At 37.4% G+C, this 25,917-nt stretch carries 24 protein-coding genes, 1 pseudogene and 1 riboswitch; of the genes and pseudogenes, 18 read left to right on the top strand and 7 right to left on the bottom strand.

Annotated features, from left to right (window positions below):
* The first annotated feature begins 91 nt into the window (after window positions 1-91).
* Together BALCAV_RS05510 and eutH are read left to right on the top strand one after the other, a co-directional pair.
* Window positions 92-1,033, top strand: a complete 942-nt coding sequence (locus BALCAV_RS05510) for a helix-turn-helix transcriptional regulator (RefSeq protein ID WP_003322556.1) — start codon at window positions 92-94, stop codon at window positions 1,031-1,033.
* Window positions 1,034-1,094: 61 nt separating this feature from the next.
* The gene (gene eutH / locus BALCAV_RS05505; RefSeq protein ID WP_003322557.1) at window positions 1,095-2,177 is read left to right on the top strand and encodes an ethanolamine utilization protein EutH; all 1,083 of its coding nucleotides are present in this window, start codon (window positions 1,095-1,097) and stop codon (window positions 2,175-2,177) included.
* 42 nt (window positions 2,178-2,219) lie between these two features.
* On the opposite strand, the gene BALCAV_RS05500 is transcribed toward eutH, so the two are convergent.
* The gene (locus BALCAV_RS05500; protein WP_235213073.1) at window positions 2,220-3,203 is read right to left on the bottom strand and encodes an iron-containing alcohol dehydrogenase family protein; all 984 of its coding nucleotides are present in this window, start codon (window positions 3,201-3,203) and stop codon (window positions 2,220-2,222) included.
* 310 nt (window positions 3,204-3,513) lie between these two features.
* A riboswitch (SAM riboswitch) is annotated at window positions 3,514-3,619 on the top strand.
* Between the two features lie 83 nt (window positions 3,620-3,702).
* Here BALCAV_RS05500 and BALCAV_RS05495 point away from each other — a divergent pair.
* Genes BALCAV_RS05495 through BALCAV_RS05485 form a run of 3 tightly spaced genes read left to right on the top strand, consistent with a single transcriptional unit; the run spans window position 3,703 to window position 6,252 of the window.
* Window positions 3,703-4,719 (top strand): methionine ABC transporter ATP-binding protein, encoded by a 1,017-nt coding sequence (locus BALCAV_RS05495; RefSeq protein WP_003322560.1) that lies wholly within the window; start codon window positions 3,703-3,705, stop codon window positions 4,717-4,719.
* Window positions 4,706-5,374 (top strand): methionine ABC transporter permease, encoded by a 669-nt coding sequence (locus BALCAV_RS05490; RefSeq protein WP_003322562.1) that lies wholly within the window; start codon window positions 4,706-4,708, stop codon window positions 5,372-5,374. Before BALCAV_RS05495 ends, BALCAV_RS05490 begins: the two co-directional genes overlap by 14 nt.
* A 35-nt stretch (window positions 5,375-5,409) precedes the next feature.
* Complete coding sequence (locus BALCAV_RS05485; protein WP_003322563.1) at window positions 5,410-6,252, top strand: MetQ/NlpA family ABC transporter substrate-binding protein; 843 nt, start codon at window positions 5,410-5,412, stop codon at window positions 6,250-6,252.
* Window positions 6,253-6,467: 215 nt separating this feature from the next.
* Here the strand turns inward: BALCAV_RS05485 and BALCAV_RS05480 are convergent, their stop codons facing one another.
* Window positions 6,468-8,213 (bottom strand): L-lactate permease, encoded by a 1,746-nt coding sequence (locus BALCAV_RS05480; RefSeq protein WP_003322564.1) that lies wholly within the window; start codon window positions 8,211-8,213, stop codon window positions 6,468-6,470.
* A gap of 700 nt (window positions 8,214-8,913) precedes the next feature.
* The gene (locus BALCAV_RS05475) at window positions 8,914-9,525 is read right to left on the bottom strand and encodes a DedA family protein (RefSeq protein ID WP_003322565.1); all 612 of its coding nucleotides are present in this window, start codon (window positions 9,523-9,525) and stop codon (window positions 8,914-8,916) included.
* A 225-nt stretch (window positions 9,526-9,750) separates the two neighbouring features.
* On the opposite strand from BALCAV_RS05475, the gene BALCAV_RS05470 reads away from it, so the two are divergent.
* The 5 genes from BALCAV_RS05470 (at window position 9,751) to BALCAV_RS05455 (ending at window position 13,192) form a co-directional block, all read left to right on the top strand.
* Window positions 9,751-9,960 (top strand): helix-turn-helix transcriptional regulator, encoded by a 210-nt coding sequence (locus BALCAV_RS05470; protein ID WP_200880879.1) that lies wholly within the window; start codon window positions 9,751-9,753, stop codon window positions 9,958-9,960.
* Window positions 9,947-10,639: a DUF3169 family protein gene (locus BALCAV_RS05465; protein WP_003322567.1), complete on the top strand. Its 693-nt coding sequence runs from the start codon at window positions 9,947-9,949 to the stop codon at window positions 10,637-10,639. The genes BALCAV_RS05470 and BALCAV_RS05465 overlap by 14 nt, the downstream gene beginning before the upstream one ends.
* 718 nt (window positions 10,640-11,357) lie before the next feature.
* Window positions 11,358-11,516, top strand: a complete 159-nt coding sequence (locus BALCAV_RS22230; protein ID WP_160173388.1) for a hypothetical protein — start codon at window positions 11,358-11,360, stop codon at window positions 11,514-11,516.
* A 35-nt stretch (window positions 11,517-11,551) separates the two neighbouring features.
* Window positions 11,552-12,439, top strand: a complete 888-nt coding sequence (locus tag BALCAV_RS05460) for an ABC transporter ATP-binding protein (protein WP_003324356.1) — start codon at window positions 11,552-11,554, stop codon at window positions 12,437-12,439.
* A 12-nt stretch (window positions 12,440-12,451) separates the two neighbouring features.
* Window positions 12,452-13,192 carry an ABC transporter permease gene (locus BALCAV_RS05455; protein WP_003324355.1) on the top strand — a complete coding sequence of 247 codons (741 nt, stop codon included), beginning with the start codon at window positions 12,452-12,454 and terminating at the stop codon, window positions 13,190-13,192.
* A gap of 183 nt (window positions 13,193-13,375) precedes the next feature.
* Here BALCAV_RS05455 and BALCAV_RS21985 read toward each other — a convergent pair.
* The 3 genes and pseudogenes from BALCAV_RS21985 to BALCAV_RS05445 form a co-directional block, all read right to left on the bottom strand.
* Window positions 13,376-13,471: pseudogene (locus BALCAV_RS21985) on the bottom strand (transposase); the annotation flags it as partial.
* Between the two features lie 164 nt (window positions 13,472-13,635).
* On the bottom strand, window positions 13,636-15,030 hold the full coding sequence (locus tag BALCAV_RS05450; protein ID WP_003323788.1) for an alanine/glycine:cation symporter family protein: 1,395 nt from the start codon (window positions 15,028-15,030) through the stop codon (window positions 13,636-13,638).
* A 334-nt stretch (window positions 15,031-15,364) separates the two neighbouring features.
* Window positions 15,365-16,762 (bottom strand): alanine/glycine:cation symporter family protein, encoded by a 1,398-nt coding sequence (locus tag BALCAV_RS05445; protein ID WP_003323787.1) that lies wholly within the window; start codon window positions 16,760-16,762, stop codon window positions 15,365-15,367.
* A 173-nt stretch (window positions 16,763-16,935) separates the two neighbouring features.
* Between BALCAV_RS05445 and BALCAV_RS05440 the strand changes: the two genes are divergently transcribed.
* The 5 genes from BALCAV_RS05440 (at window position 16,936) to BALCAV_RS05420 (ending at window position 22,418) form a co-directional block, all read left to right on the top strand.
* A complete protein-coding gene (locus BALCAV_RS05440; protein ID WP_003323786.1) occupies window positions 16,936-18,165 on the top strand; it encodes a PucR family transcriptional regulator in 1,230 nt (409 codons plus the stop codon).
* A gap of 135 nt (window positions 18,166-18,300) precedes the next feature.
* Window positions 18,301-19,431 carry an alanine dehydrogenase gene (ald, locus tag BALCAV_RS05435; protein ID WP_003323785.1) on the top strand — a complete coding sequence of 377 codons (1,131 nt, stop codon included), beginning with the start codon at window positions 18,301-18,303 and terminating at the stop codon, window positions 19,429-19,431.
* A gap of 325 nt (window positions 19,432-19,756) precedes the next feature.
* Window positions 19,757-20,434, top strand: coding sequence for a response regulator transcription factor (locus BALCAV_RS05430; protein ID WP_003323784.1), 678 nt, complete (start codon window positions 19,757-19,759; stop codon window positions 20,432-20,434).
* Window positions 20,435-20,492: 58 nt separating this feature from the next.
* On the top strand, window positions 20,493-21,803 hold the full coding sequence (locus BALCAV_RS05425; RefSeq protein WP_235213072.1) for a sensor histidine kinase: 1,311 nt from the start codon (window positions 20,493-20,495) through the stop codon (window positions 21,801-21,803).
* A 219-nt stretch (window positions 21,804-22,022) separates the two neighbouring features.
* Window positions 22,023-22,418: a hypothetical protein gene (locus BALCAV_RS05420; RefSeq protein WP_003322970.1), complete on the top strand. Its 396-nt coding sequence runs from the start codon at window positions 22,023-22,025 to the stop codon at window positions 22,416-22,418.
* 131 nt (window positions 22,419-22,549) lie between these two features.
* Here the strand turns inward: BALCAV_RS05420 and BALCAV_RS23405 are convergent, their stop codons facing one another.
* Window positions 22,550-22,690, bottom strand: a complete 141-nt coding sequence (locus tag BALCAV_RS23405; protein ID WP_081939217.1) for a TetR family transcriptional regulator C-terminal domain-containing protein — start codon at window positions 22,688-22,690, stop codon at window positions 22,550-22,552.
* A gap of 443 nt (window positions 22,691-23,133) precedes the next feature.
* Between BALCAV_RS23405 and BALCAV_RS05415 the strand changes: the two genes are divergently transcribed.
* From BALCAV_RS05415 to BALCAV_RS23400, 3 genes are all read left to right on the top strand, one after another.
* A complete protein-coding gene (locus BALCAV_RS05415; protein WP_003322971.1) occupies window positions 23,134-24,444 on the top strand; it encodes a hemolysin family protein in 1,311 nt (436 codons plus the stop codon).
* Between the two features lie 58 nt (window positions 24,445-24,502).
* Complete coding sequence (locus BALCAV_RS05410; protein ID WP_003322972.1) at window positions 24,503-25,567, top strand: hemolysin family protein; 1,065 nt, start codon at window positions 24,503-24,505, stop codon at window positions 25,565-25,567.
* 290 nt (window positions 25,568-25,857) lie between these two features.
* A partial coding sequence (locus BALCAV_RS23400; RefSeq protein ID WP_152563033.1) for a helix-turn-helix domain-containing protein occupies window positions 25,858-25,917 on the top strand: 60 nt, incomplete at its 3' end.

Here is a 25,917-nt window from a genome sequence, read left to right as displayed (position 1 = left end):
GTTAGATATATTTATAAAAAGCTAGATTTATTTTAATAAATGTTTTCTCCATACCTATTTATGATTACAATAGAATTTAGGAGGGATAACGATGGAGCAAGAAATCTCATATACAGTTGAGGAAGTGGCCGGTTTATTAAAAGTTTCGAAGCTAACGGTTTATGATTTAATAAAAAAAGGCAAAATATCCTCTTTTAAAGTTGGTAGACAAATGCGAATTCAATCAAAGGATTTGCAACTTTTTATAAATGGAAAGAAAGCACCAAAAAACATCGACAGTATGCCTACAACTACGCAAGAGTATACCCATCAAGGGAAATCGGCTAAGAGGAAGATTTTAATTAGTGGTCAAGATGTTGTATTGGATATACTTGGTAAGCAGTTGGAGGGGAACGGGGATTACACGGCCCTACGTTCAAATGAAGGTAGTTTAAATGGGTTAATGAATATGTATAAAAAGGATTGTGACATCGTCAGTCTCCATATGTTTGATGGGGATAGCGGCGAGTATAACCTTCCATACGTGCGCAGAGTTTTAATCGGTCATTCGTATATCATTTTGAATCTTTTATCGCGAAAAGCTGGGTTAATGGTGCAGAAGGGCAACCCTTTCTCCGTCAAAAATTGGCTTGATTTAAAAAATGAGAAGTTACGTTTTATCAACCGTGAAATTGGTTCAGGTGCAAGAATTTTATTAGAAGAACAACTAAGATTAAATGATATCTCGCAAAGCCTAGTGAATGGTTATCAACAAGTCGAATCGAGTCATTTAGGAGTGGCTTCAGCGATTGCAGCTGGAAGGGCAGACGTTGGAGTAGGGATCGAAAAAGTCGCGAAAATGGTCGACTTAGACTTTATTCCCCTTATTACAGAGAGATATGATTTAGTTTTATTAAAAACACCTGAAAATAAAGAACTTATTAGTCATGTAAAATCGATCATGAAGAAACAAAGCTTTAAAGATGAAATTACATCATTAGGAAATTATGATACCGCAAAGACTGGAATGATTTTATATGAAACAAATGATTGAGGGCTAACGATGCGTAGCCTTTTTCATTTATACATAGTAGGAACGAGAGAGGAAACATACAATGAGCATTAATGAACTCATTATTAGTATTTTAGCTATTTTTCTTGTTTTAGGAGCGATCGATTATTGTATTGGCAATCGGTTTGGCCTAGGTGAGAAATTTAAGGAAGGTTTTGTGGCGATGGGGCCACTTGCCCTCGTTATCGTAGGGATCGTTTCATTAGCTCCTGTTATAGCTAGCATTTTGATTCCGATCATAAGCCCGCTCTATTTAATAGTTGGAGCCGATCCAGCCACTTTTGCGAATACGATTTTGGCTCTCGATATGGGGGGCTATGCGTTAGCAGAAGAAATGGCTCAATCAGAAGAGGCCGCACTGTTTGCTTGGGTGATGCTCGGTACGATGTTTGGTCCAACGGTTGCTTTTACGATTCCAGTTGCTTTAGGTTTGATTGAGAAAAACGACCACCCTTATTTTGCAAAAGGGATTTTAATTGGCCTTTGTACGATTCCAATCGGCTGTTTGGTCGGTGGACTTGTGGCGGGTTTTGACATGGAACTGATTTTACGAAATTTAATTATTCCTATTTTGTTTTCTGTCATCATTATGAGTGGGCTCGTCTTTTTTATGAAACAAATGATTAAGCTGTTTCAAATATTTGGGACGGTCATCACATGTGTTGCCATATTTGGTCTTGTTGCGATTGCGATTGAAACATTAACCGGATTCATTGTGATCCCAGGGCTAGCCCCATTAGCTGAAGGTGTTCAAACAGTGGGGTTAATCGCCATCGTTTTAGCGGGAGCCTTTCCTTTTGTTGCGGTCATGACAAAGGTTTTATCCAGGCCGTTAAACAAAGCCGGTTCGCTCGTGAAATTAAACGAACAGTCGACAGCTGGTCTGATTGCTTCTCTTGCCCACATTATTCCAATGTTAGCTCTGCTTAAAGATATGAATGAGCGTGGAAAAGTGGTCAATATAACCTTTGCTGTAAGTGGTGCTTTTGTTTTTGGTGGACATTTAGGATTTGTGGCCGGTATGAATCAAGAAATGGTTTCTGCGATGATTATCGGAAAGTTAACCGCAGGGATGAGTGCGATAGTCGTTTCTCTCCTTTTTACCAAATCAGAAAAGAGCCTTTGAATGTTAAAGTTCAAGGCTTTTTTTGTTCGTTATTTATTTTGACTAAATGGTGGAATATTGAGTGACAAATTGATCAAGTTCTATCATCGCTTCAACCACGTCACTTGAATGGATTTCACCGATTAAATGAATCGATTCACCAGCTTGAGTGGAAGCTGTTGCAGTGATTTGAGTCGCTTCTTCAAGTCGCTCTTTTTGGATGTTTAGTTCATCTAAAGAGATGGGCAGGGATAAACTTTTATAAAAAGGCAATAATTTAGTGATTTCATCGAATCGTTTTTCTAATACAAGTTGTACGAGAATGCCATAGGCTACTTTATCACCATGCAGGGTTGATGCGGTTTCTGTTACTTTGGTTAAGCCATTATGAATCGAATGAGCGGCAGCAATACGACCGTACTGATCGCCATAGCTCCCCACCATTCCTCCTGCTAAAATAATCGTCTCAACGACACGAACAAAAGCATCTGTTAACTGGTTGTTTTCTAGTGCCAAAAGAGCGGCTGCACCGTCCGTTATGAGTTGATCTTTACAAAGTTTTGCGGCATAATGAGCGATTTGAATGGGAATTGATTTTTCAGGAAGAGGTCGGATTAATACATCTGCCTCATACCATTTGGCTAGTGTATCGCCAATACCGGCTCTTAAATAGTCCTTTGGGGAATTCAAAATGATGGTCGGTTCAACTAAAACCATATAGGTTGATTTTGGAAAAACTTTATATTCAACAAAATTTCCAGCTTGGTCATAAAATACACTTAAGGGTGTCCAAGCGGCACAGTTGGATGCAAGTGTTGGGATTAAAATGACGTCTGTATTAGTGGTATATCCTGCTGCTTTGGCTAAGTCACAACAAGTCCCCCCACCGACAGCAATGATCAAATTGATATTTTCTTCAAAGATCACTTCAGAGATTCGTTTTGTTTCCTCGTGTGTACATTTTTTATGATGGGAAAGGTGAGTAACAGGAATCGGCCACAAAGGAAGAAAGGATTTAGCGGCGTTCCATGATTGTTCCCCATGCAAGATAAGGGCTTTTGTTGTACCATGTTTTTTATTTTCTCTGGTAAACTTTGTAATACACCTTGATGACATTGATAAAAATTAGGGGCACCTTGTACTTGGATTGTCTCCATTTCGAACTCCTTTTTGCTATAAATGAACAGCTGAAATTTATATTCGGATAATTATGACATCAATTTGTGGAATCGTCAATTTTCAAATTAGCTTCTTTTTATAAGAGTTTATCGCTTCACTCATTAACGCTTTACCGAAATAATAAAATTTGATTGACAAATGATTTTATTCGGATTATTCTATTATTTAAATTGAATAGTTTTTATCAAGAGTGACTGAAGGAACAGGCCTAGTGAAGTCACAGCAACCTTCCAAGTGGAGTGGTGCTACCTCCTGCAGAATGGGTGCATTCTGGAAGATAAAGATTTAGTGTTAAATCAGCCTCTTTCTGAATGGAAGTGGTTTTTTGTATTGATAAGGTTTTTGTTACATATGGGAGAGGTTGAAGATGATTAAAGTTGAGAATTTAAATAAAGTTTTTAAAACAAAAACAAAAGAAGTTATCGGACTGAAGGAAGTTTCGCTTGATATAAAAAAAGGAGAAATTTTTGGAATTGTTGGATATAGTGGTGCAGGGAAAAGTACATTGATTCGGTGCTTAAACATATTAGAACGTCCCACATCTGGACACATCTATATTGATGATGTGGATTTGTTAAGCCTCTCAAGCAAGGAATTAAGAGAAGCGAGGCAATCAATTGGGATGATCTTTCAAGGGTTTTATCTTGTGGCTTCTAAGACCGTTTTTGACAATGTCGCTTTTGCTTTAAAGGCTGCTGGAGTGAAAAGTGTGCATAAAAGGAAGGAACGTGTCACAGAACTATTAGACCTTGTTGGATTAGCTGATAAAGCGAATGAATATCCGGCTCAGTTAAGTGGTGGGCAACGTCAACGTGTCAGTATTGCTCGGGCACTAGCCAACAATCCAAAAGTCTTATTATGTGATGAAGCAACATCTGCCCTTGACCCGACAACAACAAAGTCGATTTTAGCTTTATTAAAACGAATTAACCGTGAGTTTGGCATTACTATCGTTTTAATTACACATGAGATGGAAGTCGTTAAAGAGATTTGCCATCGCTGCGCGGTCATGCAGGACGGAGAAATTGTGGAAGAAGGACAAACATATGACATGTTTGCTGAACCTGAAAATGAATTAACGAAAAAATTTATCCAAACGGTCCTTGATTTTGAATTGCCACAAAAGCTTCTTTCCGAATGTGAAGGTGTGATTTTACGCTTGCAGTTCCGTGGAGGGATTGCGAGTGACGCTGTTGTCTCGGACATGCTCCAGGCTTTCTCTGTTCGCGGGAATATTTTGCATGGAAAAGTTGAATACATTGGCGATGCACCACTAGGGATTTTTATTTTCGAACTGGTTGGGGAAGAAGAGGAAGTAAACAAAGCGATTGCTTACTTAGAAGAGCGTGTTTTTGTGGAGGTGATTCAAGATGCTAGACATTAATCGAATCATTGAATTATTGCCAGAGATTAATCAAGCCTTTCTTGAAACGATGATTATGGTCGGCATTTCACTTTCAGTTGGTTTAATTGTTGGATTGCCATTCGGAATTTTGTTATATGTAACTGATAAAGGCCTCTTTTTAGAAAATCGCTTTGTGAAGGTGGCTTCGGGAATTATCATTAACCTCGTTCGATCGGTGCCGTTTTTAATTTTAATCGTATTCTTAATGCCTGTGACTGGAATGATTGTTGGAACGACGATTGGACCACTTGCTGCATCTGTTGCCTTATCTGTTGCCGCGATTCCTTTTTACGCTCGGATTGTGGAAGCGTCTGTACGTGAGATTGATAAAGGAGTCATTGAAGCAGCTGTTGCAGTGGGTGCTTCACCGTGGCTGATTATTAAAGAAATTATTTTGCCAGAAGCGAAACCAGGTTTAATTAGTGGATTGACGATTACAGCGATTAGCTTAATTGGTTACTCAGCGATGGCTGGAACGGTTGGTGGCGGGGGAATTGGTGACTTTGCGATTCGATATGGCTATTTCCGTTATGAAGATACCATCATGTTTGCGACTGTTATTATTTTAATTGTTTTGGTTCAAGCTATTCAATATTTTGGTGATTTTATCGCAAAATCAGTAGATAAGCGTTAAATATAAAAAATAGAGTGGAGAAGGGGAAGAAAACGATGTTAAAAAGATATTTAAAATCAGCATTGATTATAGGGAGTATCACCTTTTTAGTAGCTTGTGGAAGCTCTGAAGCAACTACAGGAGATACAGAAAATGGAGACAGTGAAAAAACAAAAATCATGTTTGGGGCAACAACAGGTCCATATAGTGACATGGTGAATGAAGCAATTAAACCATTATTAGAGGAAAAAGGATATGAAGTTGAAAATCGTGAGTTTACCGATTATGTCCAACCAAATAATGCTCTTGCTAATGGCGATTTGGATGCGAATTTATTCCAACATACAGTTTATTTAGAGTCATTTGCAGAAGAGAATAACTTAGAGTTAACTAATTTACTTGCTGTACCAACTGCACCAATGGGTCTATATTCAAATAAATTCGACTCACTTGAAGACATTGAAGATGGAAGCACGATTGCGATCGCCAACGATCCAACAAACTTAGCTCGTACATTAGGTGTCTTAGCGGATGCAGGATTGATTGAAGTGAATGGTGATGTTGACCCATTACGTGTATCTGTTAAAGATATTACAGCGAATCCAAAAAATCTCAAGTTACCAGAAGTTGAAGCTGGTCAATTAGCCCGCCTAGTTGAAAATGAAGATGCAGCAGCCGTACCTGGAAACTTTGCCTTGGCAGCCGATTTTGATTTAACAGCAGCGTTAATTCTAGAAGATATGCCTGAGCAATTCCGTAATGTCGTTGCAGTTAACACATCAGATGCAGATGCTCAATTTGTTCAAGATATTAAAGAAGTGATTGAATCCGAAGAGTTTGAAGCAATTATTGACGAGAAATTTAAAGGCTTTGGGAAGCCTGGTTGGATGGAGAAATAGGATAAGAGGATTTAAAGTTAAACAGATAGAAAGTGTATAAAGAATGGAACGTCTCAAAAAAGCATTACTCTTTTGAGACGTTTTTTGGCTCTCACGGTTAAGGTGGTTCAGACTTCAGGAAGGTGAAGTACGAAGCAAGTACAAAGAAATTCCTAAATAGGTCAATTATATTCTCAGAAACAAAAAACAGCCACGTTAACATGGCTGTTTCGTTGTTATTCTTTCCCTTTACGATTTTTTACCGCTAAGAAGATGAGAAGGGCGATAATCAAGACAATAATAATCGTTCCGATGTTAAACCCAAATCCGTAAAAGTAAACATATCCGATTGCCCCAGAAAATGCTAAATAATAAGCGAGTGGAATTAACAATCTTCTAATTAATAAACCTTCTTTACCGACGATACCGGCAGTTGCTGAAGCGGAGACAACGTTGTGAACACAGATTAAGTTACCTGCTGCACCACCGACTGCTTGTAAGGCAACAATAAAGGCTGGGTTTAAACCGATGTTATCTGCTGTACTAAATTGGAATAGAGAGAACATCATATTTGAAACGGTATTACTCCCAGCTACAAATGCACCTAACGCCCCTACGACAGGAGCAAATAATGGCCATGTGCCACCTGCTAAATTGGAAACATATTCAGCTAGAACAATTGGCATACTGGCTAACTCATTGCCAGCCCCTGAATTAATGAATACTTGAACCATAGGAACAGCAAACAATAGTGCAGGTGCTGCCTTAGCAATCATCCCACTTGATTCTTTAAAAGCCCGGCCGTAAGAATTTTTATTCATACTATATAGAACATAGGCGAATAATGAGGCGATCACCATAATAAATCCTGGTAAGAATAATGGTGTACTTGCAAATGATATTTCTGAACCGAATACATCTGTAAAGGAAATCTCTAATGTTTTTAACCAATTCCCAAACGGTAAGGCATTAATGCGGGTTATCACTAGGATAATAGCCATGACAATATAAGGTAACCAAGCTTTAAAACCGCTTACAGTAGGAGCTGTCAAAGGCTCAGCTTTTAATGTACCTGTCCATTCTGGATCCCACTCAGACTCCTTCTTAAAATTCCAAGTTGATTTAGGCATTAAAAATCCTTTTTTCGCTAATGGAATGACAATAGCAAGACCGATTAATCCTCCTAAAAGAGACGGGAACTCAGGTCCAAGTAAATTGGCTACGAGCATGGATGGGATTGTAAAGGAGATACCAGCAAATAGTGTAAATGGGAGTACCTCAAATCCAGCTCTCAAATTACGCTTTTCTCCAAAAAAGAAAGTTAACATGGTCACCATAAAGAGTGGAATTAATATTCCGACAATTCCGTGGACAATGGCGACTTGACCACCAATCATACGAGCATATTCATCCATTGTCATACCTAATGAAGCGACTTCAACTGCCACATTTTCAGCACCTGCTAAACCACTTTGGACACCAGATAAAATCGGTGTTCCAACTGCTCCATAAGAGACAGGAGTTGATTGTAAAATAAGAGCAACCATTACAGCGGCAAGCGCAGGGAAACCAATGGCAACAAGTAGTGGAGCAACGATTGCAGCAGGTGCACCCCAGCCAGCAGCTCCTTCTAAAAATGAACCGAATAACCAACAGATAATAACCGCTTGAATCCGGCGGTCAGGTGAAATATCAATAAATCCTTGACGAATCGTATTAATCGCACCGCTTTGTTTAAGTGTGTTTAATAATAACACAGAACCAAAAACGATAAATAAGACTTCAATCGCTGTGGATAGCCCTTTCATACTGGCAGCAGCAATCACATTGAATGGTGTTTCCCAAACAAAGAATGCAATGATGCCGGTTACAAAAAACGCTATAGGCATAGCATGTTTAGCAGGCCAACGCAAAATAACTAAAAAGAAAAACACAGTAATAATTGGAATGACAGCAAGTAATGCTAATAAACCAGAACTCATATGTAAATAATCCCCTTTCGCTCATCCGACTGATCATCATGTGATCAGATGATCAGTTATACAACACTTTTTTTATTATAGCTTCTACTAACCTGTATTTCAATTAAATATTTAATCGCTTTCATATATTTATATTGTAATAGCTTAGTGAACTCTTGCGTGAAGAGGCTTTATTTTGAGGAGATATGGCGTGAATAAAGGTGAATAGGTAATGAGACTAGTGGGGTTGAGAAATTAGAGTGCGAATAACGGAGGATAGGTAATGAAGCTAGTGTGGTTTAGAAATTAGGGAGCGAATAAGGCTGGATAAGTAATGAGACTAGTGGAATTTAGAAATTAGGGAGCGAATAACCGTGAATAGGTAATGAAACTAATGGAGTTTAGAAATTAGGGAGCGAATAACCGTGAATAGGTAATGAAACTAATGGAGTTGAGAAATTAGGGAGCGAATAACAAGGAATAAGTAATGAAACTAGTATGATTAAGAAATTAACGTGCGAATCACGAAGAATAGGTAATGAAACTAGTAGAATTCAAAATTACGGTACGAATAACAGGGAATCAAAAAACGAAAATCAAGTGACCAATAACTGGTCGTCGAAATAAAATTAATCATCACAAAAAAGGCTCTCAAAAGCATTGAGAAGGGCTTTTGAGGTAGCGGGACTGTATAAATTATAGAGTGCTTAACGTAAATGAATTATCTGATGAGAAATCTTCTTCGGATAAAGAGAATAAGAGAGAAGACAATGAGTGAGGCGAGCACGGTGTAGACAATTTTGGAGTATGCGTTCATATATATGAGAACAGAATCCCAAGACTCTCCAACTTGGGCTCCGATATTAACAATGATTGTATTCCAAATAAGCGAACCAAATGCTGACAACAAAATAAACAAGCTAAGGTTCATTTTTGCCATACCCGCGGGGATAGAAATTAAGCTTCTAATTAAAGGAAGAAGGCGGCAGAGAAAAACGGCCCATGGTCCATATCGTTCAAACCAATCATAAGAACGGTAAAGGTCAATTTTGGTGAGGCGAATAATGTGACCGTACTTATCGACAAGTTTTTCCATTCTTTGCACACCTAACAAGGAGCCAATTGAATAAAGGATAATCGCCCCAAGCGTTGAGCCAACTGTCGCAAAGAAGATCACAGCGATTAATGTCATATCTGATTGTGTGGTCATAAATCCACCAAAAGTTAAAATAACCTCAGATGGTATTGGTGGAAATAAATTTTCCAAAGCGATTAAAACCATAATACCGATATATCCTAACTGTTCCATGACAGATATAATCCAATTTTCCATTTAGTAAAAACTCCTTTTATCATCATGTTTTCTCGACGGATAAGCTCTCTTTTTATAACTATACGAAGCTTGTATCATTTTCATGAATGATTTGTTAGGAACTGAAAACTTCTGTTGATATTTAAATGCTGTTATATTAGTCACTTTGACAATAATATTTGTCAAAGTGACTAATATCATGTATATTTAGAAAAGTTAGAAAATAAAGGGTGATCATGATTGAAATTGAAAAATCGTCTAAAGGAATTACGAGCAAGAGAGGGTTTAAATCAAACGGATTTAGCCAAAAAAATCGGAGCCTCCAGACAAACGATCAGTTTAATTGAACGAGGCGATTATGCACCATCTGTTATTTTAGCTTTAAAACTCGCAAACTTTTTTGAGGAAAGTGTCGAAAGTATTTTTCGATTGGAGGATGAGGATGAAAAAGAATAAATTAAAGTATTTTTTTATGGGGATTTTAGTTGCTATGCTTCCTTCAATTATAAGAGGAGCTTGGATTTACCTCGGGATTGATGGGCTTCAAATGTATATTTTATTTCCGTTTGATATTTTGTATGGTCTTACTCTTATTATTTATACGTATTTGTTCATTACTTTTTTTCAAAAGTGGAAACAGTATCATAAGGTAAATGAAAAAGAAATATTGAATGAAGATGAAAGAGGGTTAAGGGGAGAGAGGATCCTTTTTCAAATAAATACGATTACGATTATTCAATTTGTTTTAGCTGTTATGTATGGTGCAGCTTCTATAAGTCAATTTAGGGCAAATCTATTAGAACAACTTCATGAGCGATTATTTTATAATTTTAACTTGGGTGCTTTATTAATAGTGATTTCTTATATTATGTACTATTACAACAAAAAAAGATTAAATGAAGCAAATGAGAATGATCAATCAGATTTGGATGATGAGGGATTAAGGTATGTTGCTTATAAGAGTTCTTTTTATGTGTTAAGGAAAATGCAAAAGATATTTTTAATTGTCATAATAGGGTTAGTTATCTGTACACAGTTATTTGATACAGTAAGTATGTTTACGATTTTTATCGTAGGGAGTCTTTGGATATTGATGAACTTTTTAAATCATTTTGAGGGAATAAAAGAATATTGAATGAAAGAGGCTGGGACAAAACTCTGTACTGATTTGAAAAGCGTTCTACTCACCGTTCCCGAAAATCATGCTCCGCGTCCTGTGGGTGGCGCCGAACTAACTAGTTTCACTAGTGGATTTCGGCTCTGCCACTAGATCCCTCAGGAGTCTCCGCATGTTTTCGTCCACTAAGATAGAGGGTAAAACTTATCATTCCTTTTGTAATATAAAATAAGTAATTTCCATTAAAAAAGTTAGATGACCGTCATTTCTAGTCATCTAACTCTTTTTTTAGTGGTTTTGTCTCAGCCTCTTTTTTAATTTTGAAAAATAATGGAAGGAATGGGTTTAAAATAGACGAAGTAATATAATATGGTTATTGTGATTGTTTTAGGGTTGCTTTGCTGGAAATTTGTACTGAGTGAAGGTGAGATGGTGGGGCGGTTTTGATATTAAATGAAAATGAGGTGAAAGGTTGTGATTTACAAAGCTCATTATCGAACTATTCCAGGGTACGCGTTATTACTGCTTTCGCTTATAATGCTTACTTTACAAATTTATTGAAATGCCAAGTACACATGTTGCATTTATTTGGTTATATGGGTTTCTTAGTTTACTCTGCTTAAGCCTTTTATGTTTACGTTTTGAAGTACTTATCAAAAAGGGCACCATCACTTTCACGATTAGACTTTATCGTTTGAAGATTTATTGTGCGGCGGTAACTCCAGAAGAAATAAAAATGATTCATATAAAAGAAAGTGGTGTATTCATTACAAGGGAAAATGGCTTCACCTGGCGTCTGATGCGCTTTTTGCCTCAAGGAATGGAGCTGGAAATTGAAAGATTTGCTCAAAATCATCAAATTGGTGATTTTGGAAAAAGAAAAGGACTATCATGAACTTCACAAAATCAATCAAGATGGGGTGTGAAAGAATGATCGAAATTAGTGGACTTAGTAAAAAATATGATAAAACAGTCGCTTTGGATAAGGTCGATTTAACAATTCCAACGGGTATTTGCTTTGGGTTAGTAGGACCGAATGGGGCAGGGAAATCGACTTTGATGAAAATTTTAGCAGGGATTCTTAAAGAATTCGATGGAAAGGTTAGTCTTTATGATCAAGGAGAGCCCTCGCTTGGTTATGTACCACAAGATATTTGTTTAGAAGAGACCGTATCGGCCCAAGCGAATATGAACTTTTTTGGTCGGGTTTATGGTTTAAAGGGGAAGGAGTTGCAAGAACGTCAGCAGCTAATTTTTGAAGATATTGGGCTTTCGGAACGGGCTAAATCAAAGGTGACGACCTATTCGGGAGGAATGAAGAGGCGATTGAATATTGGGTGTGCCCTGCTTCATTCTCCAGAAATTGTTATTATGGATGAACCGACGGTTGGAGTGGACCCACAGTCACGTCGTCATATTTTTGAGCTGATTAGAAAGTTAAAACAAGAAGGAAAAACGATCATCTATGCAAGTCATTATATGGAGGAAATCGAAGGTCTTTGTGATTATGTTGCTTTTATTGATAGAGGTAAGGTTGTGGAGCAAGGAAGTATTGAAGAATTATTAACTCGTTATGCCGGCTCAGGTGTTTTTATAAAAGGAGAACTGCCTGATGATTTCCTTGATAACGAAGAGGTCTTTCAAAAAGATGGTGGCTTTGTGATAAAGACGGAGAAACCGTTAGAGAAGCTGGCTTTTTTAGCTAAAAAATGTGAGATCGAAGGTGTAGAACCAAACCAATTATCATTAATGCAGCCAAGGCTAGAGGATGTCTTTTTTTCATTAACGGGGACAGAATTAAGAGATAAATCGGCATAAGGAGAGGGTTTTATGTGGGCAGTTGCACAAATGGAGGCTAAAAAGCAATTCCAAGATAAGTCATTGGTATTTTGGACGTTGATTTTACCGTTTATTTTTATTGTTGGATTTATGTTTATTTTTGGAAATAATGCACCAGACCGAGAACAGGTCGTAAATCAAATTATTACGGGATTTAGTGTGTTTTTTCCGATTTTTATCATTATTTCAATTGTAATTAGTTTTGTAAAAGATCGTGAAAAGGGCTTAGTGGCAAGGCTTGCAAGTACACCGTTATCAGTCCCAGGTTACTTTGTAGGGAAGTTGCTTCCTTTTGTGGTCATCGTCTTTTTGCAAGTGGTTGTCTTATCTCTTATAGGAATCTTTATATACGGTTTAACGATTGCACAGCCATTCCTATATTTTTTGATTGCTCTTTGTCTCGCTTTTATGGTGACTTCGTGGGGAATTGGCATTTCTGTTTTTTCAAAAACAGAAAACACGGGTTTAGTGATTACGCAAATTATTGCATTTGCAGCAGCGATTCTTGGTGGTCTATGGATGCCGTTTGAGATTCTACCTGAAGCGGTTCAAACAGTAGGAAAGTTCCTCCCACAATATTGGACGCATCAGTCGTTGATCTCAGCGGTTACGGTTGGGCCAAGTTCAGTGAGCTTAGGAATGACCTTTCTGTTGATATTTATTTATACAATCATTGGGATGACAGTGGCGTTGGCTGGTTATAAACGCTTTTTGAGTCAGTCAAAGAATTAAATTAATTAAAGTATTAAAAACGGTTCAGGTCAATTAAACTTGGACCGCTTTTCTGATTTTTGTATGGAAAGTGGTGAAATAGATGAGGAGTGTTTTACATAATCAAGTAGTCAGCACCCTTTTTTATCTTTGTGTTTCGTTCGTTATTTTGGTTAAACTTGCGGTTTTTCTTTTCATATTTGGGATCTCTCGACAGGAAAACCATTTTTGGGTGTAGCCAAATAGGACAATCTTCGTCATCATTTTAGGGTGATAGACAGGACGCCCGCCTGCGGAAAACGTGCCTCCCATCTCGGGAGCGGTGTCTTCCCTCTCACTTTTATATATTCAAAAAGGGGCTGAACCCTCAAAGGTCATTTTCATAACCTTTGGGACAGCTCCTTATTTGACGCTTACATTTACAAAAAAACAAGGGTGAATAAATCTGCCCTTGCTTTTGAACGTTATTTTTCAGCTAATTTAAAGTGGTTTGTAAAAAAATCAATCGTTTCAGAGCGAATGACTTTCCACAGGAGGAGGAGACCGATTAAGTTTGGAATCATCATTAAGGCGTTGGCCATATCAGCAAATGCCCAGACGGTTCCAAGATTAGCAATTGTACCGATCCCACAAGCAGCGATATAGACGATTCGATAGGCCTCAATTCCGCGTGTGCCTACAAGATATTCAAAGCACTTTTCCCCATAGACATACCAACCGACGATAGTTGTTGCCCCAAAGAGTATAATTGAAATCGAGACGATATATTCTCCAACAATTCCAAGTACGGAACCAAAGGCGGCACTAGTTAAGGCACCTGCTTCTAAAGAGGGATCATGGGTAATACCAGATATTAATCCTCCTGAGGCATCCCAAAACCCTGTTAAGATTAAGGTTAAGCCAGTCAGTGTACAAACGACAATGGTAACGATAAATGTACCGGTCATGGAAACTAACGCTTGCTTAACAGGGTGATCGGCTTTTGCAACACCTGCAATCAAGGCGGCGGTACCAAGACCTGCTTCATTAGAAAATATTCCGCGAGCTACTCCATTTTGAATCGCTTGTCCAACCGTTATCCCAATAAAACCACCTGTTGCGGCAACGGGATTAAAGGCATAATGGAATATTAATCCAAATGACGGAATAATTTGGTCATAGTTTAAGATTAAAATTAAAAGGGCTCCAAGCATATAAAAAACGGCCATTAGAGGAACAAAAAAACTTGAAACAGCACTGATCCTTTGGATTCCTCCATAAATGATCATACTAACAAAAATAATTAGGATAATCCCTGTAACCCAATTTGGAACATTAAAGCTATTATTAGCGACATCCGCGACCGAGTTTGATTGAACGCTATTGCCAATCCCTAAGGCGGCGAAAGCTCCAAATAATGCAAAGGCTATGGCTAACCATTTCCATTTTGGACCAATCCCTTTTTCAATATAATACATCGGTCCACTGGAAAACTCACCGTTACGGTTTTTAATTCGGTATTTCATCGCAAGTAGGGCTTCCGCATATTTGGTTGCCATCCCGAGTAGACCGACGATCCACATCCAAAAAATCGCACCAGGACCACCAAGGGTAACCCCAGTAGCAACTCCGGCAATATTTCCGATTCCGATTGTTGCTGATAAAGTCGTCATTAAGGTTTTAAAATTACTTACATCACCTTCACCAGAATTTTCGTTATTTCCTTCCTTACTAAAAGCGAGCTTAAATGCGTAGATGAGATGACGAAATTGAATTCCTTTTAAGATAAAGGTTAAAAATATCCCTGTACCAAATAACAAAATTAAACTCGGTGGACCCCATAAGACGGAATTAATCCGGTTTAACAACTCTAATAACAAAAAATCACTCCTCTGACGTTGTTTGTTCTATTTTGCGAAAGAGAACTGAAGATTATGCGAAACAGCCGATAATATTTATCGCTTCTTTTTTTTAGGTATCGATTTAACTCTGAGGAAGGGCTATTTGAATTTAGGAGCAAATGCCGTTTTAACGGTCATAAAAAGTGGTGGGATAGCAAAAACTAGGGGGAGATATAAAGAGTGACTGAAAATTTTGGAGTGTTGATATTTAATCACAAAAAAAATCACTTCTCTTACGCTAGTGTATCTATTTTGCGTAAGAGAAGTGATGTGTAAACGACACAGTCGATAATATTTTAATATAGTTTCTTTTTTAAGATTTCGCTGATTTATAATGGTTGTCAAAGAAATCATTCGTTTCCGATCTAATGACTTTCCATAATAACAGAAGAGCAATCAGGTTTGGAATCATCATTAGGGCATTGGCCATATCAGCAAAAGCCCAAACGGTTTGTAGGCTGACGACAGTACCAAGTCCACACGCTGCAATATAGATAATTCGATACGCTGCGATCCCTTTTGGACCTGTTAAATACTCGATACATTTTTCACCATAAACATACCAGCCAACAATCGTTGTTGAGCCAAACAAAATTATGGAGAGCGCGACGATGTATTCTCCAATAACCCCTAAGGCAGAACCGAAAGCTGCTGCTGTTAAAGCACCTGCTTCAAGTGACGGATCATGCATAACTCCAGATATTAGACCACCTGTTTGGTCCCAATAGCCGGTAATGATTAAAGTCAAACCAGTTAATGTACATACAACAATCGTTACGATAAATGTACCTGTCATCGCCACAAGAGCTTGTTTAACAGGGTGATCAGCTTTGGCACTACCTGCAATTAAAGCAGCGGTACCAAGACCAGCTTCGTTCGAGAATATACCACGAGCTACACCATTTCGAATCGCTTCAGCAACAATTATTCCAGCAAATCCACCTGTTGCTGCAACAGGATTAAAGGCATGATGGAAAATTAATTGGAAGGATGGAATGATTAAGTTGTAGTTAAGAACAATAATTAAAATCGCTCCGAGCATATAGAAGATTGCCATAATCGGAATAAATACACCTGATACGGTACTAATACGTTGAATACCACCGTAAATGAGATAAGATACAAAGATAATTAAAATGACACCTGTTAGCCAATGTGGAACTCCGAAACTACTACTCGCTACATCGGCTACCGAATTGGACTGAACACTATTCCCAATACCAAGAGCAGCAAAGGCACCAAAGAAAGCAAAGGCAATGGCAAGCAACTTAAATTTTGGTCCAAGACCTTTTTCAATGTAATACATCGGACCACTAGAATATTCACCATTACTATTTTTGACACGATACTTCATAGCCAGCAAGGCTTCGGCATATTTCGTCGCCATTCCAAGTAAACCAACGACCCACATCCAGAAGATCGCACCTGGTCCCCCTAGTGTGACAGCGGTTGCAACGCCGGCAATATTACCAATTCCGATCGTTGCTGCAAGCGTTGTCATTAAGGCTTTGAAATTACTAATGTCTCCGTCTCCAGAGTCGGAATTATTTCCTTCTTTAGAAAAAGCTAATTTAAACGCATATTTTAATCGGCTGAATTGAATTCCTTTCAAGAGGAAGGTTAAAAATAGACCAGTTCCGAATAATAAAATTAAACTCGGAGGACCCCATAATACTGCATTTATCGAATCCAGTATATCTAAAATGTTCATGCAATACTCACTCCTTGAATCTTTAATTCTGTTTTCTGTTCTCTGTTTTTTCAACTGTGCTATATTAGGGTAACATGTGTTTCGTTTATAATTTAATTATCAGAATAAAATGATTTTTACTTACATTTATAATAAATAATTCAAAAAATTTCCGTAAAAAGGGGGATTCGAAATTGAGTGAGTATAAACATCATCCTTTTAACCGACCTTTTGATTCACTAGAAGACTTTGTCGATGTCATTAGCGAACGTTTAAAATGTCCTGTTACATTAGAGGATTCAAACCATCAACTTCTTGCCTATAGTTCACACGATGATCGAACAGATGAAGCAAGAATTTCAACGATTATAGGACGTAGAGTTCCTGAAAGAGTGATTAATAAATTTTGGAAGGAGGGGGTCATTCCTAAGCTAAATCAAAGTGATGAGCCTCTTGTTATTCCGCAAATTAACGATATTGGCCTTGGCAACCGTGTCGCTGTATCGATTAGAAAAGAGAAGGAAGTTTTAGGTTATATTTGGGTATTAGAGGTGGGGCGCTCGTTAACAAAAGAAGACTTATCTGATTTAAAAATAGCTGCAAGCAAAGCGAAGAGCCAACTACTTCAGCTTAAGATTCAAAAGAAAAAGAAGGAAAAAAACCATCAAGAGCTTTTGTGGCAAATGATTACAGGTGATGCGAATGACCATCGGTTGATTAAAGAACAATTAATGAAAATTGGCTTTCATTCAAACAACCCTCTCACTGTACTCGTTTTTTCATTTACAGAAATGAATCAAGATTTAACCAAAAAGCTCATTTATGTCGCCAAAACAACACAAAAGATTAATTTACTTATCCAAACCTTTGATGAAAACCAACTTATTATCTTAATTTCTCCTTCCAGTCATGAAGATTTAAAGGATGTGAAGGAGTTTATTCAAACATTCAAGACTCAGGTGAAGGAACGGTTTGCAATTAGTGATGTCATTTCAGGTTGTGGATACGCTTATGATGATTATCAATTTGTCAAAAGTAGTTATGAAGAAGCATTAAAGGTTGTCCAATTAAAGCAAGTTTATGAGGAAGAATTAGGGCAGGCTGAGTTTTATCATGAGCTTGGCATTTTCAAGTACATCGATTTGTTAAAAAAACAAAAGGCGATTCAACGTATTCCTATTAATCCAATTATTGAACGTTTAAAACAGTATGATGCTGAAAATAAAACCAACTTATTAGAGTCATTAGAAGTGACCTTGGATAAGGACAGCAATGTCAATGAGGCAGCAAAAGAGCTACATTGCCACGTTAATACCCTCAATTATCGACTGAAAAGGATCCAAGAGATAACGCAAGTGTCATTAAAAGACTCCGTGCAAAAACATGGCCTTTATTTAGATTTAAAAATGCTTCAACAAAAATAAGGGTTCGATTATTCGTTTGTGAAATTTCACAAATAAACGCTTACATTTTTAATATCTCACACAATGCATTTTTTACATCATCATCCTATACTGAGGGGGTAACAATAATAAGCCCTTTTTAGGAGGATGACATATATGATTATTGGAATTCCAAAAGAGATTAAAAATAATGAAAACCGTGTAGCAATTACTCCAGCTGGTGTTGTATCACTGAAAAATGCTGGGCACGAAGTATTAGTTGAACAAAACGCTGGACTTGGTAGTGGTTTTGAAGATGCCGTTTATTTAGAAGCTGGAGCAACAATCATCCCAGAAGCAAAAGATGTTTGGACAAAATCTGAAATGATTATGAAAGTAAAAGAGCCATTAAGCTCTGAATACGGATATTTCCGTAAAGGTCTTATTTTATTCACTTACTTACACCTTGCAGCTGAGCCAGAACTAGCTAAAGCTTTAGTTGAAAGTGGCGTAATTGCGATTGCTTATGAAACAGTTGAATTGAACCGTACATTGCCATTATTAACTCCAATGAGTGAAGTGGCTGGCCGTATGTCTGCTCAAATTGGTGCTCAATTCCTTGAGAAACCAGAAGGCGGAAAAGGAATCTTACTTTCTGGAATCCCAGGAGTAAAACGCGGAAAAGTAACCGTTATCGGTGGCGGTGTAGTAGGTACAAACGCAGCGAAAATCGCAGTAGGTCTAGGTGCAGATGTAACAATGATCGACTTAAGTGCGGATCGTCTTCGTCAATTAGATGACCTATTCGGTAATAGCATTAAAACATTAATGTCTAACCCAATGAACATTGCAGATGCTGTCAAAGAATCTGATTTAGTTATTGGTGCGGTATTAATTCCAGGAGCAAAAGCCCCTAAATTAGTAACAGAAGAAATGATTCAATCAATGTCAGCTGGTTCTGTTGTTGTTGACGTTGCGATTGACCAAGGTGGTATTTTCGAAACAGTTGATCGCATTACAACTCACGATAACCCAACATATGAAAAGCACGGCGTTGTTCACTATGCAGTTGCGAACATGCCAGGAGCAGTTCCACGTACATCAACATTAGGATTAACAAACGTAACAATTCCTTATGCTTTACAAATTGCTAATAAAGGCGTTGAAAAAGCGGTTGCTGAAAACCCAGCATTAGCATTAGGTGTCAACGTAGCAAACGGTGATGTAACATACCCAGCCGTAGCACGTGACCTCGGTTACGAATTAGTAACAGTACAAGATGCATTAAGCAAAGTTGCAGCTGTTTAATTAGCGGAAATTAAAATAAAATAGATTTTGCCCCCTCTAAGATTGTTTGGAGGGGGTTTTTCGGTGCGGATCGTCTTCAGGAAGCTAGAATGATTGCTTTTGTGGAAGTGGAATGGTGGCTTTTGGAATCAAAGGGGCTGAATGATTGCGTTAGCGGGAGTGAAGTGAAGACAAAGGGAATCATAGGAGGTCAATGATTCCCTTAGCAGGTCTGAATTGTTATCTTCGGCAATCATAAGCCTCCCAAAAAAATCAAACGGCGTGCTCTGTCTATTCATTAAAATTTCAGCTACAATAACAACTAATATAGAAAGGACGTGACTGTATGCAATCAATTTTAATCGTTGATGATGATAAGCATTTACGCCAGATGGTGAGCCAATACTTAGAAGAGAATGGTTACCGTACTGGACAGGCAGAAAACGGTGAAGTTGCCTTGCACCTTTTAGAACAGAAAACATATCAATTAGTCGTTATAGATGTGATGATGCCGATAATGGATGGTTATGAATTAGTTAAACAGTTGCGACATCATCAAAACATACCAGTCATTATGCTAACGGCCAAAAGCCAACTTCATGATAAAGAAAAGGGTTTTGCTCTAGGTACAGATGATTATTTGGTAAAGCCATTTGAATTGAAGGAGCTCTTATTTAGAATAAAAGCCTTGCTTAGACGTAGCCGACAGGAATCTGAACTCATTATTCAAATCGGTGCGGTTACAATCAATAAGGTAAGCTATGAGGTAGAGGTTCATGGTCAAACTTTTATGTTGCCTTTGAAAGAATTTGAACTGTTATATGTTCTAGCTGCCAATAAAAATCGTGTCTTAACACGTGATCAGCTGATTGAAAAAGTATGGGGCCATGATTTCAGTGGAAACGAACGGACGATTGATGTACATATTAAAAGATTGCGTGAGCGTTTTACAAAAATGACTACCGAAATAACTTTAAAAACGATCCGTGGAGTTGGCTATTCTCTTGAGGTGATAGAAGAGTGAGATCCTTATATTCTTCTTTTGTTTTTTTACTTTGGTCATTATGCTTATTAGTGGATTGTTGGCATTTTTTCTTTCAAATGTTTATTATCAGCACTTTTTAAAGGAACAAAATGATCAGAAATACACTGAAATTGCTTTAGAAGTGGCCGATTATCTAAGTGAGCAAAGCGAATTACACCAATCACTAGATTTTTTGGCAGCGACCGGTTATCAGCTACGTTTATTTAACCTTGAAGGGCAGTCTTGGCAATTTGGGCAACCATTTCGTGATGAAACAATGGAAGAAGCAAAAATAAAGCTTGTTTTAAATGGTGAGATTTTTCATGGGATTGCTCATTTTCCGAGTGAAACATTTGTAACTGGTTTTTTTGCGAATGAACTAAGAAATAGCATTGGGGTGCCTGTTGAACACGAAGGGGAGCAATATGCCTTATTTTTAAGACCGGATATTAAATTACATTTTAGTGAAATGCATTACTTATTTGCATGGCTATTAGGTTTTACGATTGTCTTTAGTTTGATTTTGGAAATGACATTAGCTCACTATTTAATTAGACCGCTTTCAAAGTTAAATCAGGCCACTAAAGCAGTACAAAAAGGTGAGTTTGATGTGAAGTTAGATTTTAAAAGGCAGGATGAAATTGGTGAGCTTGCCACAAGTTTTCAAGATATGACCAAACAATTAGCTGAGGCAGAGGATATGAGAAATGAGTTTATCTCCTCTATTTCACATGATATTCAATCTCCCCTTTCTAATATAAATGGCTATACTTCCTTATTGGAAAATAAAGCACTCTCGACAGAAGAAAAGAGTCAACATTTGCAAGTTATTCGTTCTGAGACGGAAAGATTATCAAGTTTGACCAGTCAATTGCTCGTATTATCATCGTTAAACCAAATGGAGCAACCGCGACATAAGGAAAATTTTTCACTATCAGAGCAAGTCAAATCGGTTATAAAAGGGTATCAATGGAAATTATCGGAGAAGGAGATTTTGCTTCAATATCATTTATCAGAAGTTGAATTTACTGGGGACCGAGCGATGTGTATGAGTGTTTGGGATAATTTAATGAGTAATGCGATTAAGTACAACCATCAAGGAGGAGAAATTCGCATTGAGTTAAAAGCGGAAGAGCATCATGTATTGCTAACCATTGAAGACACTGGGATCGGGTTAACTGAGCTCGAGAAGGAAAGAATGTTTGAACGTTTTTATCGGGCTGATCCTTCAAGAACGATGGAAATTGAAGGGGCCGGTTTAGGATTAGCGATTGTGAAAAAGGTGGTTGATTTACACAGTGGTGAACTAAAGGTTCATTCCAAACAAGGAAAAGGGACAAGCATTACGGTTATACTGCCTATCATTTGAAAAAATCAGCTGTAATTTAAAAAGTTGTAACGCTTTATTCATCTTCCGTTCATATTTCTTCTATAAAGTATACTTAGTAAGAAGAATGAAGAGGGCTCAAAAGTCACTACTCCTGTCATTTTTACTAAATCTATCTACTTTTATGTGTTAAAGCGTTTTGATAAAAGAAGGCAGAAGATTGTCGCGGACACTTAAATAATTGAAGGAGGCAACAAATTTATGAATCATGCAAAAATCTTATTAGTACTTTCAGCTATTTTTGGAATCATTGGGGTATTCCTTGGTGCCCATATGTCAGGTGCGGGCTCATATGCGTTTAGACCGATCCATGCACACGTCTCATTAGTAGGCTGGCTTACTTTATTTTCTTGGAGTATTTATTACAAAGTTTATCAACCGAAAAGAAAAAGCTTAGCGAATTGGCAAACGATTATGGCGATTATCGGTTCCGTCGGCTTAACGTCAGGTATGTGGCTATATACGTTAAACCCATTTAACCTCCCACAAGGATTTACTCTTGGCTTTTATATTGGTGGCGGAATTGCCCTCGTTTTTGCCTTTATCCTCTTTTTATTACTCGTAATCTTTGATGGTGGAGAGAAAGAAACGAAATAAATCTTCTTACCTTTAATATGAGAAAACTCATTTGAGGTAGTTTGCCGTTAAAATGGACCAGTGCACTTATATATGAGCACACTGGTCTTTTTTTGATTCATTATTACGGCTCCCTGATTTTAAATCCGTATCTATGAAGCTCCTTTTAAAAATAAGGTGGCAAACCTTTCGAACATCTTTGCCTGTTTCTTTAGGTTAAGATGTTGGATGAAAATATCTAACCCTCCAAAAGTGGCGGCAGCGAGCTCACTTAAAGTATCTAAATCCTCTATATTCCACTAGTTGTTTTTATTTCCATATTCAAACATATTGCGATAATAGAGGGTGTAATTAAAAATAGTAGAAAATTTAAAATGTAAGGGTTATCATGATGATAGATTAGCGGAATATTCTTTTATATGTGTATAACACCAAAACCTATTGAGAACAAAAATCAATAGGATTTTTTGTTATGTAAAAATTTAATAATCTTGAGAGGTTGCTTGCTTTTCTATTTATAATTTTGTATATTTAAAACTATAACGTTACAGTTTGATAGAATTAAAGAATTTTCCCTATTATTTCTTTAGTTTTTCGATGGAAAAAGGTTTTTTTTGAAAACTAAAACGTTATGCTTTGGAAGTGATTTTTTAAAAATGTTTTTTTGAAAATTCTCACTTGTTTAAATGTCTTTTTATTATATTTGGAGGTGAATCCCTCAATTAGAGGGAGCTAATTGGACATCATTACATTAATAAACCTTATAATGCTTGTTGTGTTACTAGCATTAACGGCTTTTTTTGTTGGCTCAGAATTTGCGGTTGTGAAAATTCGTATGTCGAGAATTGAGCAGTTAATTGATGAAGGGAATAAAAAAGCTCAAGTAGCAAAAATCGTAGCATCTGATCTTGATTATTATTTATCAGCGTGTCAGCTAGGTATTACGGTTACTGCCCTAGGTTTAGGGGCATTAGGAAAGCCTGCTGTGGAAAGTTTAATGTATCCAATCTTTAACTTTTTGAACGTATCGGATACCACGTCATCGATTGCCTCTTATGCGATTGCGTTTTTTCTTGTTACGTATCTACACGTTGTAGTTGGTGAGATGGCTCCTAAAACATTGGCCATTCAGTTTTCTGAAAGAATGACTTTATTGCTTGCAGGTCCACTTTATTGGTTTGGAAAAATAATGTATCCATTTATTTTCGCTTTAAATGGTGCATCGCGAGTTTTGTTACGTTCTTTTGGGGTAAAACCTATTGGACATGATCAAGCGTATACAGAAGAAGAGCTGAAAATTATTATGGTTCAAAGCTTTCAAGGTGGAGCGATTAACCAAATAGAATTAGAGTATATGGAAAACGTGTTCTCGTTTGATGAGCGTGTGGCAAAGGATATTATGGTGCCTAGAACAGACCTCATTGCTATTCAGAAAGAAATGACGAAAGAAGAAGTTATTGAGGTATTAGATAAATACAATTATACGAGATATCCTGTTATTGAAGATGGCGACAAAGATAAAATTATTGGTGGCGTGAATGCTAAAAAAATGCTGAATCATATTGTTACAGGTAGAGAGAGTAATCTTAATGAATATGTTCGAAATCTACCTTTTATTTTAGAAACAACAAGAATTCAAGACGTACTTTTAAGGTTACAGAAGGAAAAGGTTCATATGGCTGTTGTCATGGATGAATATGGTGGAACATCAGGGATATTAACAATGGAAGATGTGTTAGAGGAGCTTGTTGGTGAAATTCGTGATGAGTTTGATGAAGATGAAGTCGCAGATATTTATGAGAAAAGTGACGGCAAGTATTTAGTAAACGGGCGTGTGCTCTTAATAGAGCTTGAGGACAGATTTGCTTTAGAGTTTGGTGATAGTGAAGATATTGATACAATTGGTGGTTGGATCCAATCGCAAAAGATTGAACTCGTTCAGCAAGGTGAGGAATTTCAGCAGGGCGAACATTTATGGGTTGTGACTGAGATGGATAACCATCAAATTAAACAGCTTGCTTTTTATCCTCATGTTAAAAAAAATTAATCTTCATATAAACACATGTAATAACCTTGGAGGTGAATCCCTCAGACGGGGGAACTAATTGGACGGAATTGTACTAATAAATTTATTTTTTGTGGTGGTTTTTATACTACTTACCGCCTTCTTTGTTGGTGGAGAGTTTGCCATTTTAAAAGTGAGGATGTCAAGAATTGATCAATTGATTTTAGAAGGTAATAAAAAAGCTATTATGGCAAAAAAAGTTGCCCATGATCTTGATTATTATTTATCTGCCTGTCAGCTAGGAATTACTATCACTGCTCTTGTTTTAGGAGCGTTAGGTGAACCGACTGTGCAGAGGATATTACAACCGCTATTTGAAAGGTTTGAAGTGCCAGCTGCTATAGCGACTCTTCTTTCTTATGGAATTGCCCTTGCTCTTGTATCTTTTTTACATGTTGTAATTGGAGAGCTTGCACCGAAGACTTTAGCGATTCAGTTTCCAGAAAAGATGACCTTATTATTAGCCCCACCGCTTTATTGGTTCGGAAAAATAATGAGCCCATTTATTCGTATATTAAATGGTTCTGCTCAGAAGCTTCTACGCTTATTTGGGGTGGAGCCTGCAGGGCATGAAACAGTTCACTCTGAGGAGGAATTAAAGCTGATAGTTGCCCAAAGTTTTCAAGGGGGCGAGATTAACCGAACAGAGCTTGCTTATTTAGAAAACATTTTTGCCTTTGATGAAAGAATATTACAAGAGATTATGATTCCACGGGTGGAAATGATCACTCTTAACAAAAATATGAGTCTTGAAGAAATGATTAATGTACTTGATGAATATGATTACACTCGTTTTCCTGTTATATTAAGTGAACAGAATCAAGAAGACTTTATTGGTTTTATTAATACAAAAGAAATGCTCACGAGTATTGCGGCTGGAAGAATGGGAAGGATAAACGACTTTATTCATGAAATTCCATCTTTTAAGGAAAGTACTTTTATAAAAGATGTGTTCTTAAAAATGCAGCAGAATCGAACCCATATAGCACTTGTCACCGATAACGTTGGAACAATTATTGGCTTAGTGACAATGGAAGATATTTTAACTGAAATTGTCGGGGAGATTGGTGATAATTATAAGGATGACCAAGCCTTTGCTAGATGAGATCTGTAGATAAAAAGACTTTTTAAAGTTAGAACTCATATGAATAATTGAGGAGAGGTTACAACTCGTTGTACGTAATTGTCGAAAAGAAAAAGAATAAATGATCAGCGGATCGACTGCCAATAGAGTATTCCGAATTATTTTATCATTTCCCGACAGAAGACTCCCTCTTCAATCGTGTGAAGGGAGAAGCCCAACGATAAGGGGGAGATGAATGGCGGTTGGCGGTAGCCAAAGAGATTCTTGTTAGGATATAATAAGAACATACATTCCTATCTGAGGTGAAAACAATGCTCATCAACAAAGCATACAAATTCCGTCTCTATCCAAGCAAAGAACAAGAAACCCTG

Source organism: Alkalihalobacillus alcalophilus ATCC 27647 = CGMCC 1.3604 (assembly GCF_000292245.2).
GTDB lineage: Bacteria > Bacillota > Bacilli > Bacillales > Bacillaceae_D > Alkalihalobacillus > Alkalihalobacillus alcalophilus.
Note: the sequence above shows the minus strand (reverse complement) of the source record. Positions and strands in the feature narration are given on the sequence as shown.

What these genes read in the sequence shown, in the direction of transcription:
- BALCAV_RS05445 (WP_003323787.1), bottom strand. Translation starts at nt 16,762, where the DNA reads ATGAACATTTTAGATATACTGGATTCGATAAATGCAGTATTATGGGGT.
- BALCAV_RS05495 (WP_003322560.1), top strand. Translation starts at nt 3,703, where the DNA reads ATGATTAAAGTTGAGAATTTAAATAAAGTTTTTAAAACAAAAACAAAA.
- BALCAV_RS05475 (WP_003322565.1), bottom strand. Translation starts at nt 9,525, where the DNA reads ATGGAAAATTGGATTATATCTGTCATGGAACAGTTAGGATATATCGGT.
- ald (WP_003323785.1), top strand. Translation starts at nt 18,301, where the DNA reads ATGATTATTGGAATTCCAAAAGAGATTAAAAATAATGAAAACCGTGTA.
- BALCAV_RS05460 (WP_003324356.1), top strand. Translation starts at nt 11,552, where the DNA reads ATGATCGAAATTAGTGGACTTAGTAAAAAATATGATAAAACAGTCGCT.
- BALCAV_RS22230 (WP_160173388.1), top strand. Translation starts at nt 11,358, where the DNA reads ATGATTCATATAAAAGAAAGTGGTGTATTCATTACAAGGGAAAATGGC.
- BALCAV_RS05480 (WP_003322564.1), bottom strand. Translation starts at nt 8,213, where the DNA reads ATGAGTTCTGGTTTATTAGCATTACTTGCTGTCATTCCAATTATTACT.
- BALCAV_RS05490 (WP_003322562.1), top strand. Translation starts at nt 4,706, where the DNA reads ATGCTAGACATTAATCGAATCATTGAATTATTGCCAGAGATTAATCAA.
- BALCAV_RS05465 (WP_003322567.1), top strand. Translation starts at nt 9,947, where the DNA reads ATGAAAAAGAATAAATTAAAGTATTTTTTTATGGGGATTTTAGTTGCT.
- BALCAV_RS05510 (WP_003322556.1), top strand. Translation starts at nt 92, where the DNA reads ATGGAGCAAGAAATCTCATATACAGTTGAGGAAGTGGCCGGTTTATTA.
- BALCAV_RS05455 (WP_003324355.1), top strand. Translation starts at nt 12,452, where the DNA reads ATGTGGGCAGTTGCACAAATGGAGGCTAAAAAGCAATTCCAAGATAAG.
- BALCAV_RS05485 (WP_003322563.1), top strand. Translation starts at nt 5,410, where the DNA reads ATGTTAAAAAGATATTTAAAATCAGCATTGATTATAGGGAGTATCACC.
- eutH (WP_003322557.1), top strand. Translation starts at nt 1,095, where the DNA reads ATGAGCATTAATGAACTCATTATTAGTATTTTAGCTATTTTTCTTGTT.
- BALCAV_RS05420 (WP_003322970.1), top strand. Translation starts at nt 22,023, where the DNA reads ATGAATCATGCAAAAATCTTATTAGTACTTTCAGCTATTTTTGGAATC.
- BALCAV_RS05430 (WP_003323784.1), top strand. Translation starts at nt 19,757, where the DNA reads ATGCAATCAATTTTAATCGTTGATGATGATAAGCATTTACGCCAGATG.